The organism is Porphyromonas endodontalis ATCC 35406, assembly GCF_000174815.1.
Lineage (GTDB): Bacteria > Bacteroidota > Bacteroidia > Bacteroidales > Porphyromonadaceae > Porphyromonas > Porphyromonas endodontalis.
This window is the reverse complement of the sequence record NZ_ACNN01000020.1, coordinates 95209-115398: the sequence shown is the minus strand read 5'-3', so window position 1 is coordinate 115398 and position 20190 is coordinate 95209. Positions and strand designations below refer to the sequence as shown.

Genomic DNA, 20190 nt, shown 5'->3' with positions numbered 1-20190 from the left:
GCTTAAACTTGGAGAGACAACTTAGAGCCGAGTAGTGCTTACCCCAAGCGACTACCCGGAGCAATATCATCGCTCACAATCATTACTTGGAGGCGTTCTGTCTTATAATCCACAGCCGAGAGGATCATCCCCTGCGACTCAATTCCCATGAGCTTACGTGGGGGGAAGTTGGCAATGAAAACAAGGTTCTTACCCATCAACTCTTCGGGTTCGTAATATTTGGCAATGCCCGAAACAATGGTACGCCCTTCGAGTCCATCGTCTAAGCGGAAGCGGAGCAACTTGTCGCTCTTAGGCACCTTAACGCACTCCAAAACACGTCCGACACGAAGGTCCATCTTCGTGAAATCGTCGAAGGTTGTGTTCTCAGCAATGGGTTCTGCCTTGCGCTTGGCCTCATCATTGGCAGCCTTGGCGGCAGCAAGTTTCTGCATCTGGGCATCGATAGCGGCATCCTCTATCTTCTCGAATAGGAGGAAAGGCTCGGCCAGCTGATGCCCGGGCACGAGCAAATCGGCACGCCCCAAACTGCTCCAATCAAAAGGAGCAACACGAAGCAAATCGAGCAAACGACGGGTACTAAAGGGGAGGAAAGGCGCAAAAGCTATGGATAGATTCGCCGAAATCTGGAGGGCAACATGCAAAATAGTAGCCACCCTTGAGAGATCCGTTTTTGCCACCTTCCAAGGCTCGGTATCGGCAAGATATTTATTCCCAATACGTGCAATCTGCATCGCATCACGTAGAGCATCGCGGAAGTGGAACTCATCAAGATGACGCTCAAGGTGCGGCACCAAATCGGCTACCTCCTGCAAAGTTGCTTGGTCATACTCTGTAAGCGTCCCCATCTCGGGCACTTTCCCCTCAAAATACTTGTGGGTAAGCACAACGGCACGGTTCACAAAGTTGCCATAGATGGCTACCAATTCATTGTTGTTACGGGCTTGGAAGTCTCGCCAAGTGAAGTCATTATCTTTTGTCTCGGGCGCATTAGCCGTAAGCACATAGCGCAAAACATCCTCTTTGCCGGGGAACTCTTGCAAATACTCGTGCAGCCAAACTGCCCAATTCCGACTCGTGGAAATCTTGTCCCCTTCGAGGTTCAAGAATTCGTTAGCCGGCACATTGTCGGGGAGAATGTAACTCCCCTCAGCCTTAAGCATGGCAGGGAAGACGATGCAATGGAAAACGATATTATCCTTACCAATGAAGTGGATAAGGCGAGTTTCCGAGTCTTTCCACCACGTCTCCCACGTCTCGGGAAGAAGCTCTTTTGTATTGCTAATGTAACCGATGGGGGCGTCAAACCAAACGTACAACACCTTACCTTCGGCTCCCTCCACGGGGACGGGGATTCCCCAATCAAGGTCTCGGCTCACCGCGCGTGGCTGCAACCCCATATCAATCCAGCTCTTACACTGACCATATACATTGCTCTTCCACTCTTTGTGTCCATCGAGTATCCACTCACGAAGCCAATCTTCGTAGCGATCCAATGGCAGGTACCAATGGGTCGTCTCTCTCAGCTCGGGCTTTGCTCCACTGATGGTACTTTGAGGATCGATGAGGTCAGTCGCGTTAAGAGATGTACCGCAAGACTCACATTGATCTCCATAGGCACCGGGTTTGTGACAATGGGGGCAAGTTCCCACGATATAGCGGTCGGCCAAAAAGGCTTCTGCCTTAGGGTCGTAGTACTGCTCACTCGTACGCTCTATAAATTTATGGTTATCGTAGAGGGTACGGAAGAACTGAGATGCCGTCTCGGCATGCACACGACTAGAGGTGCGAGAGTAGATATCGAAATCAATACCGAACTGCTCAAACGACTCCTTGATGAGCGTATGATAGCGATCGACCACCTGCTGAGGGGTGATGCCCTCGGCTTTGGCTTTGAGAGAGATGGGCACTCCGTGCTCATCAGACCCCCCAATAAACAACACCTCCTCTCCTCGCATTCGTTTGTAGCGCACGTAAATGTCCGCAGGGACATACACACCGGCAAGGTGACCTATATGCACAGGTCCATTGGCATAAGGGAGCGCAGTTGTAACAAGGGTACGCTTAAATCTCTTTGTAGAAGGGTCGTTAGTCATCTCTATCTTCAGTTGTACGTTGTAGTATATCTCGTGCAAAAATAGTAATAACTCGGCATATTCCCGATACTCTAGAGGCTGCCCGACCGAAAGGTGCCACTTGGGAAAAATCGACAGCCTCCCCCATGGGGGCAAAAACGTTGCCTGAAAACAAAAAATCCACAGGTCAGAAAACTTTTGATTTTCGGGCTAAATTCAAAAATTTCTCAGCCAAAAATGGAAGCACTTTTTAGCTGTGTTTTTTTGCTTTTTCACCTGAAGGATTTTCCAAACCATCTAGCAGGCTACAAAGGCTCCCCCTAGAGGACTTCCCAAACAGGCAGCGATCAAGCGGCAGCACAACCTCTCTTATTCCGAGATATCTTGCTCAAAATTTGGTCAGAAGAATTTATTTGCATTACCTTTGCAGTAGCAATATAGAGAGCATCACCTTCTTTGAAGGTCTCTCGCCTGCGGAAATAGCTCAGTTGGTAGAGCATAACCTTGCCAAGGTTAGGGTCGCGAGTTCGAGTCTCGTTTTCCGCTCCAAATACAGGAATGTTTATGCACTTGTTAGTGGACACTCACTCCTAGAGGGATGTTTCCTCTAGGAATTTTTATTATCATTTTGCAAAGAGCATACAAATCAGGAACAAAACAAAGAGCCCTTCTTCGCAAAGGAAGTATACCAAAGCTAGTATCCACAATCTAGTAGGGGGTTCATTTTAGTCTGAAAACACTACCTTTGCATGCGAGTACACTCACTTTTTCTGTCCTGTGCAAGGAAATAGGGTGAAGCATCTGTAACAATGACAAAAGCAGTATATCGCTAGATTAATTATAGGGGTAGAGTACTCTCATGTATAAGATAGTGTCGAGGCAGAAGGGCATTTCCACGAGCAGAATGATAGTTTATATGCATAAAACCTTTGAGTACAACTAATCAATCCTATTACTCTGTGGGCAACAACAACGAAAATAACAAGCGCATTGCCAAGAATACCCTTCTGCTCTATGTCCGGCAGTTGGTGATTCTTGTTGTAAGTCTCTACACAGTGCGTGCAGCTCTAAAAGCCTTGGGAGCAGAAGACTATGGGCTCTTCGATCTTGTTGCGGGAACAGTTACAGTACTGTCTTTTGTGAGCGGTACTCTTACCTCCGCAACACAACGATTTTTCTCTTTCGAGCTAGGGCAAAAAACACAAGAGAGACTTAAATCGATTTTTTCCGTTAATATGGTTCTCTATGTGGGCATAGCCCTATTGCTACTTCTAGCCTTAGAGACAATCGGATTATGGTTTGTACATCATCGTTTAACCATTCCCCCTGCACGCTTCGATGCCGTTGTGGCAAACTTCCATCTTGCCGTATTCTCTTTTTTCTTTATGGTTCTTCGCACGCCGTTCAATGCTATCATGATAGCGCACGAAGACATGCACCTTTTTGCAGGGATATCCATAGTTGAAGCATTGCTCAAACTGGGATCGGTAATAATACTTCAGTATTTTATAACTACCGATAAACTTATCCTCTATGGAGGATTGCTTTGCTTGGTATCTCTATTTACAGCCATAGCCTATATTACCTTATGTGGTATTAAATATGCGGAATGTCAATACCGAAAGTTTTACTGGGATACTAAAATTGCACGACACTTACTGAGTTTCACAGGTTGGACTCTCTTTGGGCAGATAAGTACGGTGTTTCGCACACAAGCTATTACCATTATTGTAAATCAATACTTCTCTCCCGTTGTTTTGGCCTCTCAATCAATAGCCAAGAATATTTCGGGAGCTGTCAACTCTTTTTCCACAAACTTCAATACTAGTTTGTATCCTCCTATCATTAAATACTACGCCTCCGGAGAACACTCTCAAATGCACTCCTTGGTATATAGTGGCTCCAAAATATGCTTTTTCCTCTTGTGGATATTAGCACTTCCGCTTATGTTGGAGATGCAATCAGTACTTGCCTTGTGGTTAGGCTCAATCCCTCCTTTACTCGTTTTGTTTGCGAATCTTTCCATTATAGAAGCTCTTTTGCATGCTCTCTCTCTACCTCTCACTACAGCAGCTCGCGCTCCCGGCAGGATGCGTACATATGAGTTATCATTAGGTATTGTACAAATTCTGATCTTTGTAGCAACACTTATTGCTTTCCACTTCGGTGCAGCTGCTTACAGCATGTATGTGGTATCAATAATTGCCAATGCACTTCTCTTTGTATTGCGTCTCTACATAGTACAAAATCTTATAGGACTCTCCATGAGTCAGTTCCTAAAGTACGTTGTGAGTCCTTGCCTTGTGGTGGTCTTCTGCTCAGCCTCTCCATCAATAGCTCTTAAGAGCTTATTACCCACGGGGCCGTTGTACACGATTCTCATTATCCTCTGTTCTTTCCTCATTAACGGAATTTGTATCTATTTCTTAGGACTAGATAAGCAGTGGAGATTAAGGGTAAGGCAACTCCTTATCCAAAAGGCAAAAAAAGTAATGCCATGAAGATATTGTTGCTCGGAGGAACAGGTGCTATGGGAAAACACCTAACGGAAATACTATTGGAGGAGGATAATCAAGTCTTTGTTACCACTCGAAGCAAACGCCCCCCCCTTCATCCTCACCTAACCTATCTTCAAGGGAATGCCAAAGAAGAATCCTTTATTGCCGAAACACTACAATTAGGACCTTGGGATGCGATTGTGGACTTTATGATCTATAATACACAAGAGTTCCAAAATCATTATAAAGCACTTTTATCTGCCACAAACCACTACCTATTCCTAAGCTCTTCGCGTGTATATGCTGAAAGCAATCTCCCCATACAAGAGGATTCTCCAAGACTGATTGATCAATCCACAGATGAGAAATTTCTCCGCACGGACGAATACTCCCTCACTAAAGCCCGACAAGAAAACCTGTTGCAATCCTCTGAAAAACAGAATTGGACAATAATCCGGCCTTATATAACCTATAGCGAAGAGCGCCTGCAATTAGGCACCTTAGAGAAGGAAATTTGGCTATACCGAGCATTGCATGGAAGAAGTATCTTATTCACAGAGGAGATTGGCTCTAAACTCACAACCCTATCCTATGGACGCGATGTAGCTCTAGGGATAAAGAGCATAATAGGACAAACTAAGGTATTCGGGAAAGCCATCCATATTGTCCAACCGAAAGCGATCACTTGGCAAGAGGCTCTACAACTCTATATCCAGCTTCTGAGTAATCATTTGGGAGAGACTCCTGCAGTCAAGTTTGTCGATTTAAAAACGTTTCTCACACTACAACACTCCCCTTATCAGGTTCTTTATGATCGGAAGTACCATCGCATCTTTTCAACAAAAAGAATTGATCAATATATAGATACAAATCTATTCACCTCCCCATTGAATGGTCTTGCATCATGTCTAAAGTATTTCTTTGAGCATCCGAACTTCTCTACCATTAACTGGTTTGCTCAAGCCCGCATTGACAAAATATGCAAAGAAAGAACGCCACTTAAAGAGATCCCAACAACAAAAGATCGTGTATTGTATCTTTGCGTCCGGTATCTCCCCTTAATAGCAATACATCACTTATGGAGTTTCACTACACATCTGAAAAGAATCATCAAATCCTAATTGCACTCCTCAAGAAAAAAGGCATTAGGTATATCATAGCTTCACCAGGAGCTACAAACGTCTCATTTTTATCAAGCGTACAGTCGGATCCTTTTTTCAAGATATTCTCCTCGGTTGACGAACGCTCGGCTGCGTATATCGCATGTGGTATGGCAGCAGAGCGACAAGAGCCAGTTGTTCTCTCTTGTACAGGGGCAACTGCTTCACGGAACTACTATCCCGGTATGACAGAGGCTTTCTACAGGAAACTTCCCATTATTGCTGTTACTTCTACTCAGATATCTTCACGTATTGGACAGCATGTCCCTCAAGTCCTCGACCGCAGACAGATAGCTAACGATGTCGCACTGTATAGCACAACACTTCCCATCGTAAAAGACCAAGAGGACTTCGCATCCTGTGAAGCAAAAGTAAACGAAGCTCTCATTGCCCTTACACGAAAAGGCGGTGGCCCTATACATATAAATATAGAGACCTCCTATAGCCGTAATTATGGCGTAAAAGAGCTTCCTACAGTACGAGAAATTCACTACCACACCTACACGGATATTTTTCCCGAGATTACCGCTTCTAAGGTTGGAATCTCTATTGGTTCACATGTCCTTATGGATAGGGCTCTCGTTGAGTCTATTGAGTTTTTCTGCAAAAAGTATAATGCCATTGTATTTTGCGATCACACTAGTGGATACTATGGAAAGTATAAAGTAGTCGGGGCTCTTATAGGGAGTCAAAAAAGCCTAGATTTGCACAGCATAGAGCCCGAACTTGTATTGCACATAGGAGAGGTGTCTGGAGATTATCCCTCCACGCGATTCTATAAAGGAGAAGTATGGCGTATCAGCGAAGATGGAAATCTCCGCGACACGTTTGGCAAACTATCCCATCTATTTGAAGTGGCACCAAAATTTTTCTTTGATTTTTACAACAAGCAGACGGGAACGATCTCCAGAGAACAATCATACCATCAAACGGTACAATCCTTGGATAGCGAACTACGAAGTAAATTTCCCGAAGTCCCTTTCTCCAATGTTTGGGTTGCTCAGCAAGTTATCCCTCTCCTCCCTTCGGGATCATCTCTGCACTTGGGGATCCTTAATAGCCTAAGAGCTTGGAATTTATTTCCACTTCCTCAAGGAGTGGATGGTTTTTCCAATGTGGGTGGATTTGGTATAGATGGTGGGCTTTCTTCCTGTTTTGGAGCAGCTCTTGCTCGCCCAGAAAAGCTCTTCTTTATTGCTATAGGAGACCTAGCCTTCTTCTACGACATGAATGTTCTTGGCAATAGACACTTAGGCAAAAACTTACGTATACTACTCTTCAACAATGGAGTAGGCACTGAATTTAGGAATTACAATCACCGAGCTGCGGAGTTTGGAGAAGATGCTGATGCCTTTATGGCAGCTCGCGGACACTATGGGAATAAATCTCCCCTTCTCGTAAAACACTTCGCTGAGGATCTCGGCTTCGAGTATCTATCAGCTTCGTCCAAAGAAGAGTTTAACGAAAAGTACCACGCCTTTGTAGCGCCAGAAATTGGCAATAGACCCTTGCTCTTTGAGGTTTTTACCGATAGTCAAAACGAAAGTGATGCCCTAGAACAGATTGCTAACATTAAGGCTTCAAAAACGCTAAAAACGGCCAATGTAGTAGGCAATCTAATACGAGAAAACCTAGGTAATGAAACCTTCGAGAGTCTTAAAGGCATAGCAAAAAAAATCCTGCACTAATCAAAAATAGGAGGAATAGCACAATGGCAAATGTTGGTATACTCACAATGAACTTAAGGGAAAATATGGGAGGAATTCTACAGGCATATGCCCTCTATAAGGAGGTGGAGCAGCTTGGACATACCCCAATCCTCTTTCGTCTCAGTAAGGATGAGTCCCCCCTAAAAAGTATGCTTCGCAAAGTCATGGAGCGTAACCCTTTCGCAGGAATTTACGATCATAACCATATCCACCGGAGGTTTCTCAACTGCCAGCCCATGTGCGATTTCGTTGATAGGGCCTTTTCTCGAAAAACGAAGATTGTAAGTTCCGAAAAAGATTTCATTACGACAGGGAATGCTTTAGATGCCATCATAGTAGGAAGTGATCAAGTATGGCGATATGCTTATGTTGGCAATAAAATTGAGAAGTACTTCCTAAAAGGGATCGACAACTCAACTAAAAAAATTGCCTACGCTGCATCTTTTGGGATCTCCGAATGGGAAGGCCATAATGATGCTCAGAATAAAGAACTAGAGGACCTACTCCAGCAATTCGATTACGTTTCGGTGCGTGAACAATCTGGTATTGCCATTTTAGAAAACACGTTTCATTATACCAAAGGGAGCGTATGCTTGGATCCCACATTATTGCACCCTGCTTCATTTTACGACGAATTGATAGAAACTTATAGCAAGAGCAACGAAACTCCTCTACCTCGCTCTAAATACATTTTGGCATATGTACTAGACCTCTCTTCGGAGAAAATGAAATCTATAGAAGGATATGCCCAAAAGCAGGGCATGGAGGTTGTCTTTGCAAGTATCCCTACGCACAAACGATCGCTTTCTCCAGCATCATGGTTGGCCCATATGCGCAGTGCTGATATGGTGATTACAGATTCGTTCCATGGAACCGTTTTCTCCTTCATTTATCACCGTCCTTGTATATCTCTACAGAATCGCTTTCGAGGGAAAGACCGACTTTCCTCCCTGCTAAACACATTAAAAATAGACATCATCTCTCATGAAAAAGAGATAAACGGAAGCCTTCTATCTACGGAAGTGGAGGATAATGACATCCTTCTTCAAGCAGTAAAAAAAAGCCAGCAAAAACTCTCCACCAATATTATGTAACCATACAAATAAGTAATTATGGCATTTATTCTATTTTTACTGATTTCTACCCTATTACTTCATCTTGCCGGAAGATTAGGGGAGAAAAGTCAGTATGTCCCGATTGTATTATTTGTTATCAGTTGGATACTTTTTGTAGGGGGGCAGTATGGTGTAGGAACAGACTATTTTAGTTACCTAGAGAAATTTTCTGATATCGATTCGGCCGAAGTCGCGTTCAGCAACGAATATGTATTTCTCTCTATAATAAAGTTATCAAAGGACATATGGAATAATCCACAAATAACATTCTTCCTGTTATCTCTCATTTTCGTCACCTTTCTGTATATCCTCATGAAAGAATCTATGGATAAGGGAGATTGGTGGATTTATTTTTTCATTTTCGTCACATTCTCTACAGCCTTTAATAACCAATTTAATGCTATTCGACAATATTTAGCTATCGTCATCCTCTCGCTTGCCTTTATACTGCTTTTGCGAAAGAAGCACCTTCCCGCCTTATTATTTTTCACCATTGGCTTTGGCATTCATAAGTCTGGTATTATATTTATTGCCATTGCCCTTATCCTTTATCTCCTATCCAGATGTAAGATTTCCAATAAAATTCTCTACCTCCTTCTCATAATATCAAGCTTAGTACCCCTACTCTCAAGTGTATATTTCGATCAGATCCCATTTCTCATAGAACAGGTAATCACCTTAGGATTGGGGTATCAAAGATACCTACAAGGGAAGGCCGATTATGTAATGTCCCTCTCTCCTATTAATATCTACTCAAAGCTCATATTTCTCCCCTTCTTTATGACAGCTATCTATATGAGAAAAAGACTTGTCTTTAACGACTTTGAAAACAAACTATTCTCTACAGGCATTTTTTTCTACGCATTAAAACTAATGTGTCTAGCTTCTTCTATCACCAATAGACTGGGGATGTCTTTCGAGCTATTAATGATCTTTCCTTTAGTTTTCTTACTTCGCTATCTCAACACTAAGAGCCCTACAACTTCCTTTCTTATCTTCATCTTTTTTGCCTTTCTCTACATTCTAAAGGTAACCATTTCCCCTGAGAGAGAGTATATTTACGATTCTATTTTTTTTCAAAATATCATATGAAACGGATAAGTATTATCATACCAACATACCGCCCTGGAAAGTATATTTATAAATGTCTAAAGTCTATTGAAGGACAAAAAATGGGCGACATTCCCTATTGTAGCCATCTCTTTATTGTCCTTAATGGTGAAAAAGAGCCCTACTATAGTAATATCCAACAATACACCAAAGATCTTCAGATCAACACATCTCTGATTTATACAGAGAAAAAAAGGAGTCTCAAATGCACGAAATATAGGGATAGAGCAATCACAGGACTATGACTACCTTGTCTTTGTAGATGATGATGACTTCCTTGCAGACAATTACCTTGTGGCATTACTTGCAGCTGTTGGGGATGAACATGGATTTGCTCAATCGCAAACAAAAGCACTAAGACCCGATGGAACCACAGCCCCCAAGAACAAGACAAATACCCGGCTACAGGTCATCACCAAGAGTCGGGAGAAGCGAGGATTTTCACTCTTTTATGAGCGTGGCATCTTAAATTCTGTCTGCTCAAAACTCATCCCCATTAACTTGATAAAGGGACTTCGATTCAACGAACAGTGCGCCATTAGTGAAGACGCCCTATTCATGTTTACACTAAGTCGAGATATTAAATATGTTGGATTAGCTAAAGACACTACCTATTATGTCAACGAGAGAGAGAGTTCCTCTTCTCGGAAACGACAAAAACCCCAAGCCATCATACGAGACTCTTTCAAGTTTATCAAATACCTAACATCTATTTATTTCAACTCTCCCAAGAGTTATCCTTTCAGCTTGTATCTATCCCGAGTTGTTGCATCTCTACTCTTCCTTCTCGAACGCCTAAAAAGGAACCGAACTAAATCGAACTCTGTTCAATAGCCCGTTTTTATGGACATTCTAGTCAGAAGTACAACATTTTAAAAGCTCCAGCCCCCCCACTTAGGAAGGTCAATTCCAATGGTTATTTATCTTGCTATGGAAAATGAAAATGCAGGCAACAACAAATCTAAAGTACTAGCACTACTTTTGTCATACCGTTGCACATGATACTGGAATCTGTAGAATCTGCAACGGAAAGAAAGAATTGTACAACGCACCTAATTTTGCTACCTTTGCACGAGATTGTAGAATAATACATACTAATAATGGAACGAGTAGTAAGTGGTATTAGACCCACGGGGAACCTCCACCTGGGGAATTACTTTGGGGCTGTGCGAGGATTCTTGGAGATGCAGCATGAGTACGATTGTTTTTTCTTCATCGCAGACTGGCACTCTCTTACTACCCATCCCCACCCCGGAGACATCGTACGCGGTGCCAATACGATACTTGCCGAATACCTCGCTTGTGGACTCGATCCCAACAAAGTAACCATCTACCGGCAGAGTGATGTACCCGAGGTGCTCGAGTTGTATCTCTACCTCAACATGAATGCCTACCTAGGGGAACTCGAACGCACGACCTCTTTCAAAGACAAGGCACGCCAGCAACCCAACAACGTCAATGCGGGGCTACTCACCTACCCCTCTTTGATGGCGGCCGACATCCTTATCCACAAAGCCGTTAAGGTGCCCGTAGGCAAAGACCAAGAACAAAACATGGAGATGGCTCGTCGGTTTGCGCGTCGTTTTAATACGATATACCAGACCGAGTACTTTACCGAACCGGCCTCTTGGCACTTTGGAGATAAGGCGATAAAAATACCCGGGCTCGATGGATCCGGCAAGATGGGTAAGAGCGAAGGAAACGCCATCTACCTCATCGACGACGAAAAGACCCTTACCAAAAAGGTGAAACGTGCCGTAACAGACGGCGGACCCACGGAGCCTAATAGCACAATGCCGGAGCCTATTGCCAATCTGTTTACGCTACTCAAAATCGCCTCGTCCGAAGAGACCTATCAGCACTATCTTGCCACCTACAACGATTGCTCCATCCGTTATGGCGACCTCAAAGCTCAGCTCGCTGCGGATCTCGTTGCCCTCACAGCCCCTATCCGCGAGCGTATCGTAGAGCTGGGCAGCGACCAAGAGTTCCTTAATAAGGTGGCTCGTGAGGGAGCAGAACGTGCTCGAGAAAGTGCCCGCAAGACGCTGGAAGAAGTACGCCATATCATTGGCTTCATGCCCACAATTCACTAAAATTCATACAAATAGGATACAGAATATGGATCTAAAAATTCAAGGTCGCATTATAGCCGTCCTCCCCGAAGTTTCAGGGATAAGCAAGGCCGGAAATCAGTGGAAAAAGCAAGAATATGTATTGGAAACCTTTGACCAATACCCCAAAAAGATCTGCTTCAATGCCTTTGGTAATAAGGTGGACGAGTTTGCCATCCAAGAGGGAGAAACCCTTACCGTCTCCGTAGACATTGAGAGCCGTGAGTTCAATGGCCGTTGGTATACAGACATCCGCGCATGGCGCGTAGAGCGTGGTGCAGAGCCATCTATGAACCCCATGGACGGATACAGTGGAGCCCAAGGGATCTCCGGAGGAGCCCCCTCATTCTCTCAAGCACAGCAAGTAGCGCCCCAGACTCAGAGCGAGTTTAACGCTCCTGCCGAGGGCGACGATCTGCCTTTCTAACCTCCACGACAAAGACAGGGAAGGAAGAAAGAAAATCCTTCTCCGGAGGGAGAAGAAAATAGAGACGTCACGAAAAGGCAAGCCCTTACTCAGTACGAGATAGGGCATTGCCTCTTTTAGCTTAGAGTAGTACTAGATATAGAGAGAGTATATGCAAGTGCGCCTCCTCATTGTGGGACCTACAGAAGATCGTCTACTCACTTCTCTCATTGAGGGGTATTGTGGGCGCATCTCTCATTATATCCCCTTTGAAATAGAGGTAATCCCCAACATATCGGGAGGGCAAACTCGTTATGACCTAGCACGACTCAAACAGCTAGAGGGCGAGCAAATCTTACGACGGATAAAGCCTAGTGACGAGGTGGTTTTACTCGACGAAAAGGGCAAAGAACCCACGAGTCAAGAGCTAGCCACTTTGCTTGAGAAGAAGATGCTCTCCGGCGCCAAGCGTTGGACGTGGGTGGTAGGAGGGCCTTTTGGTTTTTCACAAGAGGTGTACAACGCCATCCCTCAGCGTCTGTCTCTTAGTCGACTTACCTTCACTCATAATATGATTCGCCTCCTTGCCGTAGAGCAACTCTATCGTGCTCTCACGATACTAAACAACGAACCCTACCACCACAATTAAGACAAAACCCATAGAGAGCCATAGTAGCCTTATGATAGATTTCCTAAAAGAAGCAGACATTGCGATGACCGTATGCGACCGCGAAGGACGCATCATCTACATGAATAACCAAAGCAAAGAGGTAAACCAAAAGCCCGGGACAGACTTGATGGGAAAGAACATTCTTGACTGCCACCCCGAGCCCGCACGTTCTCTGCTCGTGCGTATGATGGAGAACGGCGAGAAGCATGTGTACACCATAGAAAAGAAGGGAAAGAAAAAGCTCATCTATCAAATTCCTTGGTACGAAGAAGGGGAATACATGGGCTTTGTAGAGCTGTCTATGATTATCCCCTTTGAGATGGAACACAAAATACGCGGTTAAATCCCCTTGGCTTTAGGAGTTATGGTCAAGTCATCCTTACCTTCCCAAAAACGCACGCTCCTACTCGTCATAGGATTAGAGTTATGGGTAATAGGGATTGCCCTCTATGCCCTGCTCAAAGAGCGTATTGTCCCCTCTTGGGATTTTTACCTTATCCTCGGAGGTTCACTGCTCCTCCCTATCGTACTTTACTTTGTACTGCGAAAGCGCGATGCCATTAAAGCTAAAAATCGGACTAATGGCGCCAATAATCCGCGCGAAAACAATCCACAAACAGGTGTCCGACACCTAAATTTTCCTATTTGATTGGATGAATACTCCTCTCTATCCTCTGCGCTTTGCCCCAATCTTCCGCCCCGTACTGTGGGGGGGTTACCGCATTGCGCCCTACAAAGGTATCCTAAGCGAGCCTAGAGCGATAGGAGAGAGTTGGGAGTTATCACCCATGGAGGGGCATACTTCTGTAGTGCTAGAGGGAGCTTTGGCAGGAGTTTCTCTCACAGAATTGATGCAAAAAGCTGGGCGTTCTATCCTAGGAGAAAAACATTACAGCCGCTACGGCGCGCGCTTTCCCCTCCTCATCAAATTTATCGATGCTCGAGAAGACCTATCGGTACAGGTACATCCGTCGGACGCTTTAGCCCCCTCTCTTGGGCTCCCTCACGGGAAAAGCGAAATGTGGTACATTGTAGATGCAACAAAAGGGGCTCGTCTCTCGGCAGGATTTGCCGCCTCCACAACTCAAGAGCAGTACCAACAAGCCATTAAAGGCGGCTTTATTACGGATCTTCTCCGCTATGACCCTATCGCTCGCGGCAACCTATTTTATATCCCGGCAGGGCGCATTCACACCATTGGGGCAGGCTCTTTTATTTTGGAGGTACAGCAAGCCTTGGATGTAACCTACCGCATCTTCGACTACAATCGTCTCGATAGTGCCGGAGAGAAACGTCCTCTACACCTCGAAGCCGCAGAGAGAGCTCTCGACTTCGATGCCACCCCGCCCTATCGCATTGATTACCACGAGGAGCCTAACCAAGTCAATGTACTGCTAGAAACTCCCTACTTCGTATTCTCCACCCTTTCGCTCACCCAACCACTATGCTACATGCCTCCCTCGGGAGAAAACGAGTGCGTCGTTTTTGTCGCTCTAGAGGGAAGTGTATCGGTCAGAGACTGCTCCGGCTACGAAGTAGAGCTGCCATGTGGTCACACTCTTTTGTTCCCAGCTTCTTGTCTCCCTGCCCACATTACACCCCGACAAAAAGCGCGTCTTGCTGCCATTACCATTAGCAATGCCCCTCCTTCTGAGCTCTAAACAACGTTAGATATGCCCGCTATTCCTCCCATTATAGACACAACTGCCACAGCGGCTCCTCCCATTACAGAGGTGCTAACTCCCGATAAGTTGACAAACATCGACTACGGGGGGCTTCTCTCAGACTGGCTAGAGAAAGCCATCAATTTTGGCGTCCGCGTCCTAATCGCGGTGCTTATATTTTATGTAGGACGCCTTATCGTCAAGTGGCTACTTCGGGTGGCAGATCGTGCCATGGAACGCCGTAAACTAGAAGCTGCCGTACGTGGGTTCTTGCATTCTATTCTCAAGGTAATCCTACTCATTGCCGTAGTAGTTGCCGCCATTAATGCCCTAGGGGTAGCCCCCGTATCATTTGCCGCTCTTATGGCTGCTGCCGGAGTTACTATCGGGGCTTCGCTCAGTGGGCAACTGCAAAATCTGGCCGGTGGCGTTATCATATTGATTACGCACCCCTTCCGGGTAGGCGACTACATCTCTACGGGTACAGTAGAAGGGATTGTAAGCCGTGTCGCCATCTTCTTTACCACTCTTACCACGGTGGACAATAAGTCGATCTATATCCCCAATGCCAAAATCACAAGTGACGCCCTCATCAATTACAGCGAAATGAAATTGAGACGCTGCGAATGGGTGGTGAATGTAGAGTATAACACCGACTACGAACGAGTACGCGCACTCCTAGAACAAATTGCCATTAACGAAAGACGCATCCTACCCGAGCCGGCCCATCAGGTAGCTCTTAGCAAACTGAGTGCCAGCTCCGTAGATATATTCTTACGAGGGTGGTGCCACACCGAAGAGTATTGGCAGTTGTATTGGGACATCAATCGGGAGATTTATACGGTCTTCAACCGAGAGGGCATTGGCTTTGCGTTCCCTCAGCTACGCGTCCATACATCTTGATCTTTCAAATCTTATTTAGTACCTTTGTCTAGTTATTTTTAGGGGGAATTATAGGGATGGATAGAGACAATCCAAATAGAGATGAGAGTCCAATCATGGGGGATTCTAATGAGGCTCCCTATGGAGAAACTAAGTCATCCCCCGAGAGAGCGACTCATTTTCGCGAAAGTTATTTTATAGAAGAGGACGAAGAAGAGGCTCCTGAGCAGTCTTTCTCTCGGGGAGAAGTAGCTCCGGAGGGAAAGGGGTCACAAGAGGAGGAGCCGATACTCTCCGCGCCGTCTACTCAAGAGAGCATCGGTGTAGACAGGTCTTCGTCTAAGCCCCAAGAGAAAGTCTCCTCAACCCCAGAAGAGGCACAATCCCACCCCTCATCCACACCCCAACAGAAGAAAAATTCTTCGCAAGGCTCCGTAGCAAGCAACATCGGACGCCTCCTCGGTCGCTCCCTCATGGGTTTCAAAGGCGATCGATTTGTAGCCATACTGACAGGTCCCTATCGCTTGGTCTTCGTCACTATATTGTTTAGTCTTATTTTTAATATCACGCTGCACTACATCCTCGCCGGTCAGCTCAAAGAGGAAGAACGGCTCCAAACCGAAATGGACGACTACACAAAGCGGCAGCAGTTTATCTCATCGGAGCTTACCCATGCCCTCACTCAAGAAGATCTTCTGGAGCGACTCCGACAGCAGGGCATGACGCTAGCGCCTGCAGACTCTGCCCCCTATATTATATACGTCCCAATCCCCAATGATCTAAGAGAGGAGTAATTTATCTCGATTACCATTGTTTATGGAACAGACTCACCCCAGCGGCAAAGAAAGCACATCTAAGGCCAAACGAGAGCCACGTTCTGTGCAAGAACGGCGGGAGCATCATGCTCAAGAGAAGCGCAAACGCTCCATCATGCGTATTTGGCACACCCTCTTTGTGGTCTTTTCTCTGTTTTCTCTCTTTGCGATCGTTATCAGCGCCACAAAGACGGGCTGTGTAGAGGGAGATAAGTGGGTCGCTCTTAGCAAAACCCTGGATGGGCCACGCGAGAAAAAGGAGATCGCACTACGAGGCAATATCTATGCCTCCACAGGAGAGCCTCTGCGTGTAACCGTTGCCTACTACAAGATTGATCTAGATTTAAAAGCTGAGGGGCTCAAGAATCTGTATGAGCAATGCGGCGAGCGAAGAGTACTCGACACCCTTGCCGATGCCGTGCTGCGTCACTTCCCCGATATAAAGGCAAAAAAATCGCACAATCAGCTCGTTAACGAATGGAGCCAGAAGATACATAAGACCAAAAACAGTAAGGCTCACCCTATCGTAGACCCCATTGGTCGCCTTATCACCTACTACGAGTACAATGCGTTTTTTACCGATTCGCTTGTAATGTACCGCTACGACAGGAGAGGGAATAAGAAGAGAAGTCCCTACTATCGAGGCTTCAAGTCTCAAAATCGTTACGTACGCGCCTGCCCTTACAACCACTTAGCCGATGCCACAATAGGCTCAATAAACAAAGAAACCGGGATAGGAAAAAGTGGGCTCGAAGCCTATTACGACGATGTGCTCTCGGGAGCTGACGGACGCTCTCAGGTAGCCTATGCCTCACGCAAGGGCACTCGTATCATTACCACAGCCCCCATCCATGGCTGCGACATCTACACTACGATAGATCCGGAGCTACAGCGTGTGGCCACCAACTCCCTCCGCGAGGTACTAGAGACGAGCAATGCTCTCTACGGCACCGCCATCCTAATGGAGGCATCTACGGGAAGAATTGTTGCCATCAGCAACCTCAAACGACTAGCCAAAGACCCCGCCTACAAAGAGCGCGACAACTCGGCTTGCATCGACTTTGTAGAGCCCGGGAGTACCATCAAGCCGGTAAGCATGATGATTGCCTTAGACAGAGGCATCGTCACTCCGGAGCAAATGGTAGACGTTGGGAACGGTGTTTGGGAATATGGAAAGAGGTTCGTTCGCGACCACAATGCCAATAGAGGAGGGTATGGAACCATTAGTTACGAAGAGGTGATGAAGTACTCTTCTAATGTGGGTATCGCCAAAATGATTGTGGGCGGCTTCCACGACTCTCCCAACGACTTCCGCAAAGCCTTCTTAGACCTTGGGTTCGACGAACTTTGCTGCCAAGAGATCCCCGGAGCACAAAAGAGTGGAATCAAACCGGTAGACACGTGGGACGCAACCACCTTGGCGTGGCTCTCCTTTGGCTACGTGTCGCGCCATCCACCCATCAACATACTATCATTCTACAACGCCATCGCCAACGGGGGGAAAATGCTTAACCCCTATTTGGTCGATCGTATCGTGGATAAATCGGGAAGAGTAATTTATTCTGCTCAACCCAAAGTGCTGCGCGACTCCATTTGTAGCGACAGAACTATCGAGCAACTACGCCACATGCTCCGCGGTGTAGTCGTAGATGGGACGGGTAAGGCGGTCAATTCTCCTCTTGTCTCCATTAGTGGCAAGACAGGTACAGCCCAAACCCTTAATCCTAAAACACGAACCTACGAGCACTGTGGGCACTATGTTTCTTTTTGTGGATACTTCCCTAGCGACAACCCTCGCTACTCCGTGATATCGACCGTCATGCTGCCTCCCGGAGCGGTCTACTCGGCAGGGCAGCAACCCGGAGCGGTAGTTCGTGCCATTGCCGAGGCGGTAGCCAGTCGTGGGACAGCCCGCAGCGTAACCGAAATGGTACCGAAGCAGGATAAACTCAAGGGGGTACATATCACCTCCGGCAGACTAGGTGCCATCTCCAAATTTGCGGCACAAGAGAAAGCCGACTTAGAGATAGACAAGAAGATACAACACGAGACTCCGGTTTCGGTAGAAGAGATCTCCGAAGGGAAATGGAGGGTACGCGCTCATACAGATGTGCCCAAGAATGTTATGCCCAACCTCATAGGATTCTCGGTTAGCGAGGCTCTATATCAACTCCAAATCCGCGGTGCAAAGGTGCGACTAATGGGACAAGGGCACGTCATCGCTCAGTCTCGCGCTTATGGGATGCCCCTCCAAAAAGGCGATGTCATCGTACTCACCTTGGGGTATCGCGCAGCTGCTCAGCCAAAGCCTGCGATCTCGGAGACTAAGGAGGAAACGCCACAAAAACGTTAGAACAAGTCCTCTTAGGTTGTTGTGCCCAAAGGATGATCTTTGCTAAATTATTCCCTCATGAATTCTGATCAACCCCTCAATACTTCCCTACAACCGGCGTCTCTATCCCGAGAGATGCTGCTCGAAGCCGTTGCTTCTTGGCACCTGCCCCAACAGGATTTTGAGGCAGGGACTTCCCCCTCTGTAGAGCATATTACCAACGACTCTCGCAAGGTAACCTCGGGCAGTCTCTTTGTTGCCATCCCGGGCGCAGAGCTGGATGGCTGGCAATTTGTACCCAAAGCTCTAACGGCAGGAGCCAAATACATTGTAGGGGAGCACGTGCTCTCGCAAGAAGAGAAGGCGCTATTTGAGCAGGTAGATGCCTCGTATATTGCAGTTTCTTCGGCACACGAAGCTCTCGCCGCCCTAGCTCAAGCCCTATGGCACTACCCGAGCAAACATCTACGTTTAGTGGGGGTGACAGGAACCAATGGCAAGACCTCCACTGCCACTATGCTCCATCGACTTTTTGAGCGACTCGGCTACAAATCGGGATTGATCGGCACAGTCGAAAATCGAATAGGCAACGAAATTATCCCAGCTACGCACACAACCCCCGATCCGATAGCCCTAGCCCAGTTGCTCTATCGGATGCAACAGGCTGGGTGTAGCCATGTCTTTATGGAGGTTTCGTCCCACGCGGCGCATCAGCGACGCATAGGTTCGCTGGAGTTTGTGGGTGGATTGTTCACCAATCTCACTCGCGATCATCTTGATTATCACGGCACCATGCAGGAGTATATACGTGCGAAGAAAATGTTTTTCGACCAACTCTCGCCCAACGCTTTTGCTCTTGTGAATGCGGACGACCGCAACGGCTCTGTAATGTTGCAGAACACCTCCGCCAAGAAGTACACCTACGGACTCAAGAGTTTTGCCGACTTCAAAGCCAAAGTAGTGGAGGGAGACTTCCGAGGCACTGAGCTGCTCCTCAATGACCGCTCCGTATGGATTCCCCTTGTAGGGGCGTTTAATGCCTACAACATCACCTTAGTGTATGCCGCTGCCCGGCTCCTATTGCCGGATCTCGAGCAAGACGTTTTGCTCCAAGCCCTCAGCACGATTGAAACGGCAGAAGGGCGATTTGAGGTCATCTCCGAGGGGGGGAGAATCGGTATTGTAGACTACGCTCACACCCCCGATGCCCTTATCAAAGTCTTAGAAACCATCCGTCCTTTAGTACCTCAGGGGGGGCGAGTGATCACCGTAGTAGGAGCCGGAGGGAATCGGGACCGAGGGAAACGCCCCATCATGGCTCAGGAGGCATTCCGCAGGAGTGACCTACTTATCCTTACAAGCGATAACCCCAGAGACGAAGACCCTCAAGCCATCATCAACGAAATGATGGCAGGATTAACCCCCGAAGAACAGGCTCAATGCCTTACCAATGTGGATAGGCGTAGTGCCATTGCCACCGCTTGCCGTCTTGCCACCCCTCGCGATGTAATACTCGTTGCCGGCAAAGGGCACGAAACATATCAAGAGATCCATGGGGTACGCCATCACTTCGACGACCGCGAAGAGCTACGCCTAGCCCTCCGCAACACCCCTCTCCAAGCAAATTAAATACAGCCTCT

Annotated in this window: 17 protein-coding genes and 1 tRNA gene; 17 read left to right on the top strand and 1 reads right to left on the bottom strand. The window is 46.6% G+C overall.

Annotation, left to right across the window (positions count from 1 at the left end; translation table 11 throughout):
- Positions 1–38 precede the first annotated feature (38 nt).
- Positions 39–2096 (bottom strand): methionine--tRNA ligase, encoded by a 2058-nt coding sequence (gene metG / locus POREN0001_RS04920; protein WP_040580758.1) that lies wholly within the window; start codon positions 2094–2096, stop codon positions 39–41.
- A 452-nt stretch (positions 2097–2548) separates the two neighbouring features.
- On the opposite strand from metG, the gene POREN0001_RS04915 reads away from it, so the two are divergent.
- The 17 genes from POREN0001_RS04915 (at position 2549) to POREN0001_RS04830 (ending at position 20179) form a co-directional block, all read left to right on the top strand.
- Positions 2549–2624 (top strand) — tRNA-Gly (locus tag POREN0001_RS04915).
- 380 nt (positions 2625–3004) lie between these two features.
- Positions 3005–4576, top strand: a complete 1572-nt coding sequence (locus POREN0001_RS04910) for a lipopolysaccharide biosynthesis protein (protein ID WP_224208862.1) — start codon at positions 3005–3007, stop codon at positions 4574–4576.
- On the top strand, positions 4573–5694 hold the full coding sequence (locus POREN0001_RS04905; protein WP_004333783.1) for an NAD-dependent epimerase/dehydratase family protein: 1122 nt from the start codon (positions 4573–4575) through the stop codon (positions 5692–5694). The genes POREN0001_RS04910 and POREN0001_RS04905 overlap by 4 nt, the downstream gene beginning before the upstream one ends.
- Positions 5652–7421, top strand: coding sequence for a thiamine pyrophosphate-binding protein (locus tag POREN0001_RS04900; RefSeq protein WP_004333743.1), 1770 nt, complete (start codon positions 5652–5654; stop codon positions 7419–7421). Before POREN0001_RS04905 ends, POREN0001_RS04900 begins: the two co-directional genes overlap by 43 nt.
- Positions 7422–7444: 23 nt before the next feature.
- A complete protein-coding gene (locus tag POREN0001_RS04895; protein ID WP_004333521.1) occupies positions 7445–8536 on the top strand; it encodes a polysaccharide pyruvyl transferase family protein in 1092 nt (363 codons plus the stop codon).
- Between the two features lie 18 nt (positions 8537–8554).
- On the top strand, positions 8555–9649 hold the full coding sequence (locus POREN0001_RS09680) for an EpsG family protein (RefSeq protein ID WP_004333622.1): 1095 nt from the start codon (positions 8555–8557) through the stop codon (positions 9647–9649).
- A gap of 198 nt (positions 9650–9847) precedes the next feature.
- Positions 9848–10501, top strand: a complete 654-nt coding sequence (locus POREN0001_RS04880; RefSeq protein ID WP_083797840.1) for a glycosyltransferase family A protein — start codon at positions 9848–9850, stop codon at positions 10499–10501.
- A 266-nt stretch (positions 10502–10767) separates the two neighbouring features.
- A complete protein-coding gene (trpS, locus tag POREN0001_RS04875; protein ID WP_004333555.1) occupies positions 10768–11763 on the top strand; it encodes a tryptophan--tRNA ligase in 996 nt (331 codons plus the stop codon).
- A 25-nt stretch (positions 11764–11788) separates the two neighbouring features.
- The gene (locus POREN0001_RS04870) at positions 11789–12208 is read left to right on the top strand and encodes a DUF3127 domain-containing protein (RefSeq protein ID WP_004333644.1); all 420 of its coding nucleotides are present in this window, start codon (positions 11789–11791) and stop codon (positions 12206–12208) included.
- Positions 12209–12359: 151 nt separating this feature from the next.
- Positions 12360–12836 (top strand): 23S rRNA (pseudouridine(1915)-N(3))-methyltransferase RlmH, encoded by a 477-nt coding sequence (locus POREN0001_RS04865; RefSeq protein WP_004333658.1) that lies wholly within the window; start codon positions 12360–12362, stop codon positions 12834–12836.
- A gap of 31 nt (positions 12837–12867) precedes the next feature.
- Complete coding sequence (locus POREN0001_RS04860; protein WP_004333676.1) at positions 12868–13200, top strand: PAS domain-containing protein; 333 nt, start codon at positions 12868–12870, stop codon at positions 13198–13200.
- Between the two features lie 21 nt (positions 13201–13221).
- Positions 13222–13506, top strand: a complete 285-nt coding sequence (locus POREN0001_RS04855) for a hypothetical protein (RefSeq protein ID WP_004333621.1) — start codon at positions 13222–13224, stop codon at positions 13504–13506.
- 4 nt (positions 13507–13510) lie between these two features.
- Positions 13511–14518, top strand: coding sequence for a type I phosphomannose isomerase catalytic subunit (locus POREN0001_RS04850; protein WP_004333694.1), 1008 nt, complete (start codon positions 13511–13513; stop codon positions 14516–14518).
- A gap of 12 nt (positions 14519–14530) precedes the next feature.
- Entirely contained in the window at positions 14531–15424 is an 894-nt protein-coding gene (locus tag POREN0001_RS04845) for a mechanosensitive ion channel family protein (protein WP_004333847.1), read from the top strand.
- 95 nt (positions 15425–15519) lie between these two features.
- On the top strand, positions 15520–16197 hold the full coding sequence (locus tag POREN0001_RS04840; RefSeq protein ID WP_004333665.1) for a hypothetical protein: 678 nt from the start codon (positions 15520–15522) through the stop codon (positions 16195–16197).
- A 22-nt stretch (positions 16198–16219) separates the two neighbouring features.
- Complete coding sequence (locus POREN0001_RS04835) at positions 16220–18571, top strand: penicillin-binding protein (protein WP_004333580.1); 2352 nt, start codon at positions 16220–16222, stop codon at positions 18569–18571.
- A 57-nt stretch (positions 18572–18628) separates the two neighbouring features.
- Entirely contained in the window at positions 18629–20179 is a 1551-nt protein-coding gene (locus POREN0001_RS04830) for a UDP-N-acetylmuramoyl-L-alanyl-D-glutamate--2,6-diaminopimelate ligase (protein ID WP_004333749.1), read from the top strand.
- Positions 20180–20190 lie beyond the last annotated feature (11 nt).

Bases quoted from the DNA above. Each gene is read 5' to 3' on its own strand.
- metG (WP_040580758.1), bottom strand. From the start codon at position 2,096: ATGACTAACGACCCTTCTACAAAGAGATTTAAGCGTACCCTTGTTACA.
- POREN0001_RS04860 (WP_004333676.1), top strand. From the start codon at position 12,868: ATGATAGATTTCCTAAAAGAAGCAGACATTGCGATGACCGTATGCGAC.
- POREN0001_RS04865 (WP_004333658.1), top strand. From the start codon at position 12,360: ATGCAAGTGCGCCTCCTCATTGTGGGACCTACAGAAGATCGTCTACTC.
- POREN0001_RS04870 (WP_004333644.1), top strand. From the start codon at position 11,789: ATGGATCTAAAAATTCAAGGTCGCATTATAGCCGTCCTCCCCGAAGTT.
- POREN0001_RS04905 (WP_004333783.1), top strand. From the start codon at position 4,573: ATGAAGATATTGTTGCTCGGAGGAACAGGTGCTATGGGAAAACACCTA.
- POREN0001_RS04840 (WP_004333665.1), top strand. From the start codon at position 15,520: ATGGGGGATTCTAATGAGGCTCCCTATGGAGAAACTAAGTCATCCCCC.
- POREN0001_RS04835 (WP_004333580.1), top strand. From the start codon at position 16,220: ATGGAACAGACTCACCCCAGCGGCAAAGAAAGCACATCTAAGGCCAAA.
- trpS (WP_004333555.1), top strand. From the start codon at position 10,768: ATGGAACGAGTAGTAAGTGGTATTAGACCCACGGGGAACCTCCACCTG.
- POREN0001_RS04855 (WP_004333621.1), top strand. From the start codon at position 13,222: ATGGTCAAGTCATCCTTACCTTCCCAAAAACGCACGCTCCTACTCGTC.
- POREN0001_RS04895 (WP_004333521.1), top strand. From the start codon at position 7,445: ATGGCAAATGTTGGTATACTCACAATGAACTTAAGGGAAAATATGGGA.
- POREN0001_RS04850 (WP_004333694.1), top strand. From the start codon at position 13,511: ATGAATACTCCTCTCTATCCTCTGCGCTTTGCCCCAATCTTCCGCCCC.
- POREN0001_RS09680 (WP_004333622.1), top strand. From the start codon at position 8,555: ATGGCATTTATTCTATTTTTACTGATTTCTACCCTATTACTTCATCTT.
- POREN0001_RS04900 (WP_004333743.1), top strand. From the start codon at position 5,652: ATGGAGTTTCACTACACATCTGAAAAGAATCATCAAATCCTAATTGCA.
- POREN0001_RS04845 (WP_004333847.1), top strand. From the start codon at position 14,531: ATGCCCGCTATTCCTCCCATTATAGACACAACTGCCACAGCGGCTCCT.
- POREN0001_RS04830 (WP_004333749.1), top strand. From the start codon at position 18,629: ATGAATTCTGATCAACCCCTCAATACTTCCCTACAACCGGCGTCTCTA.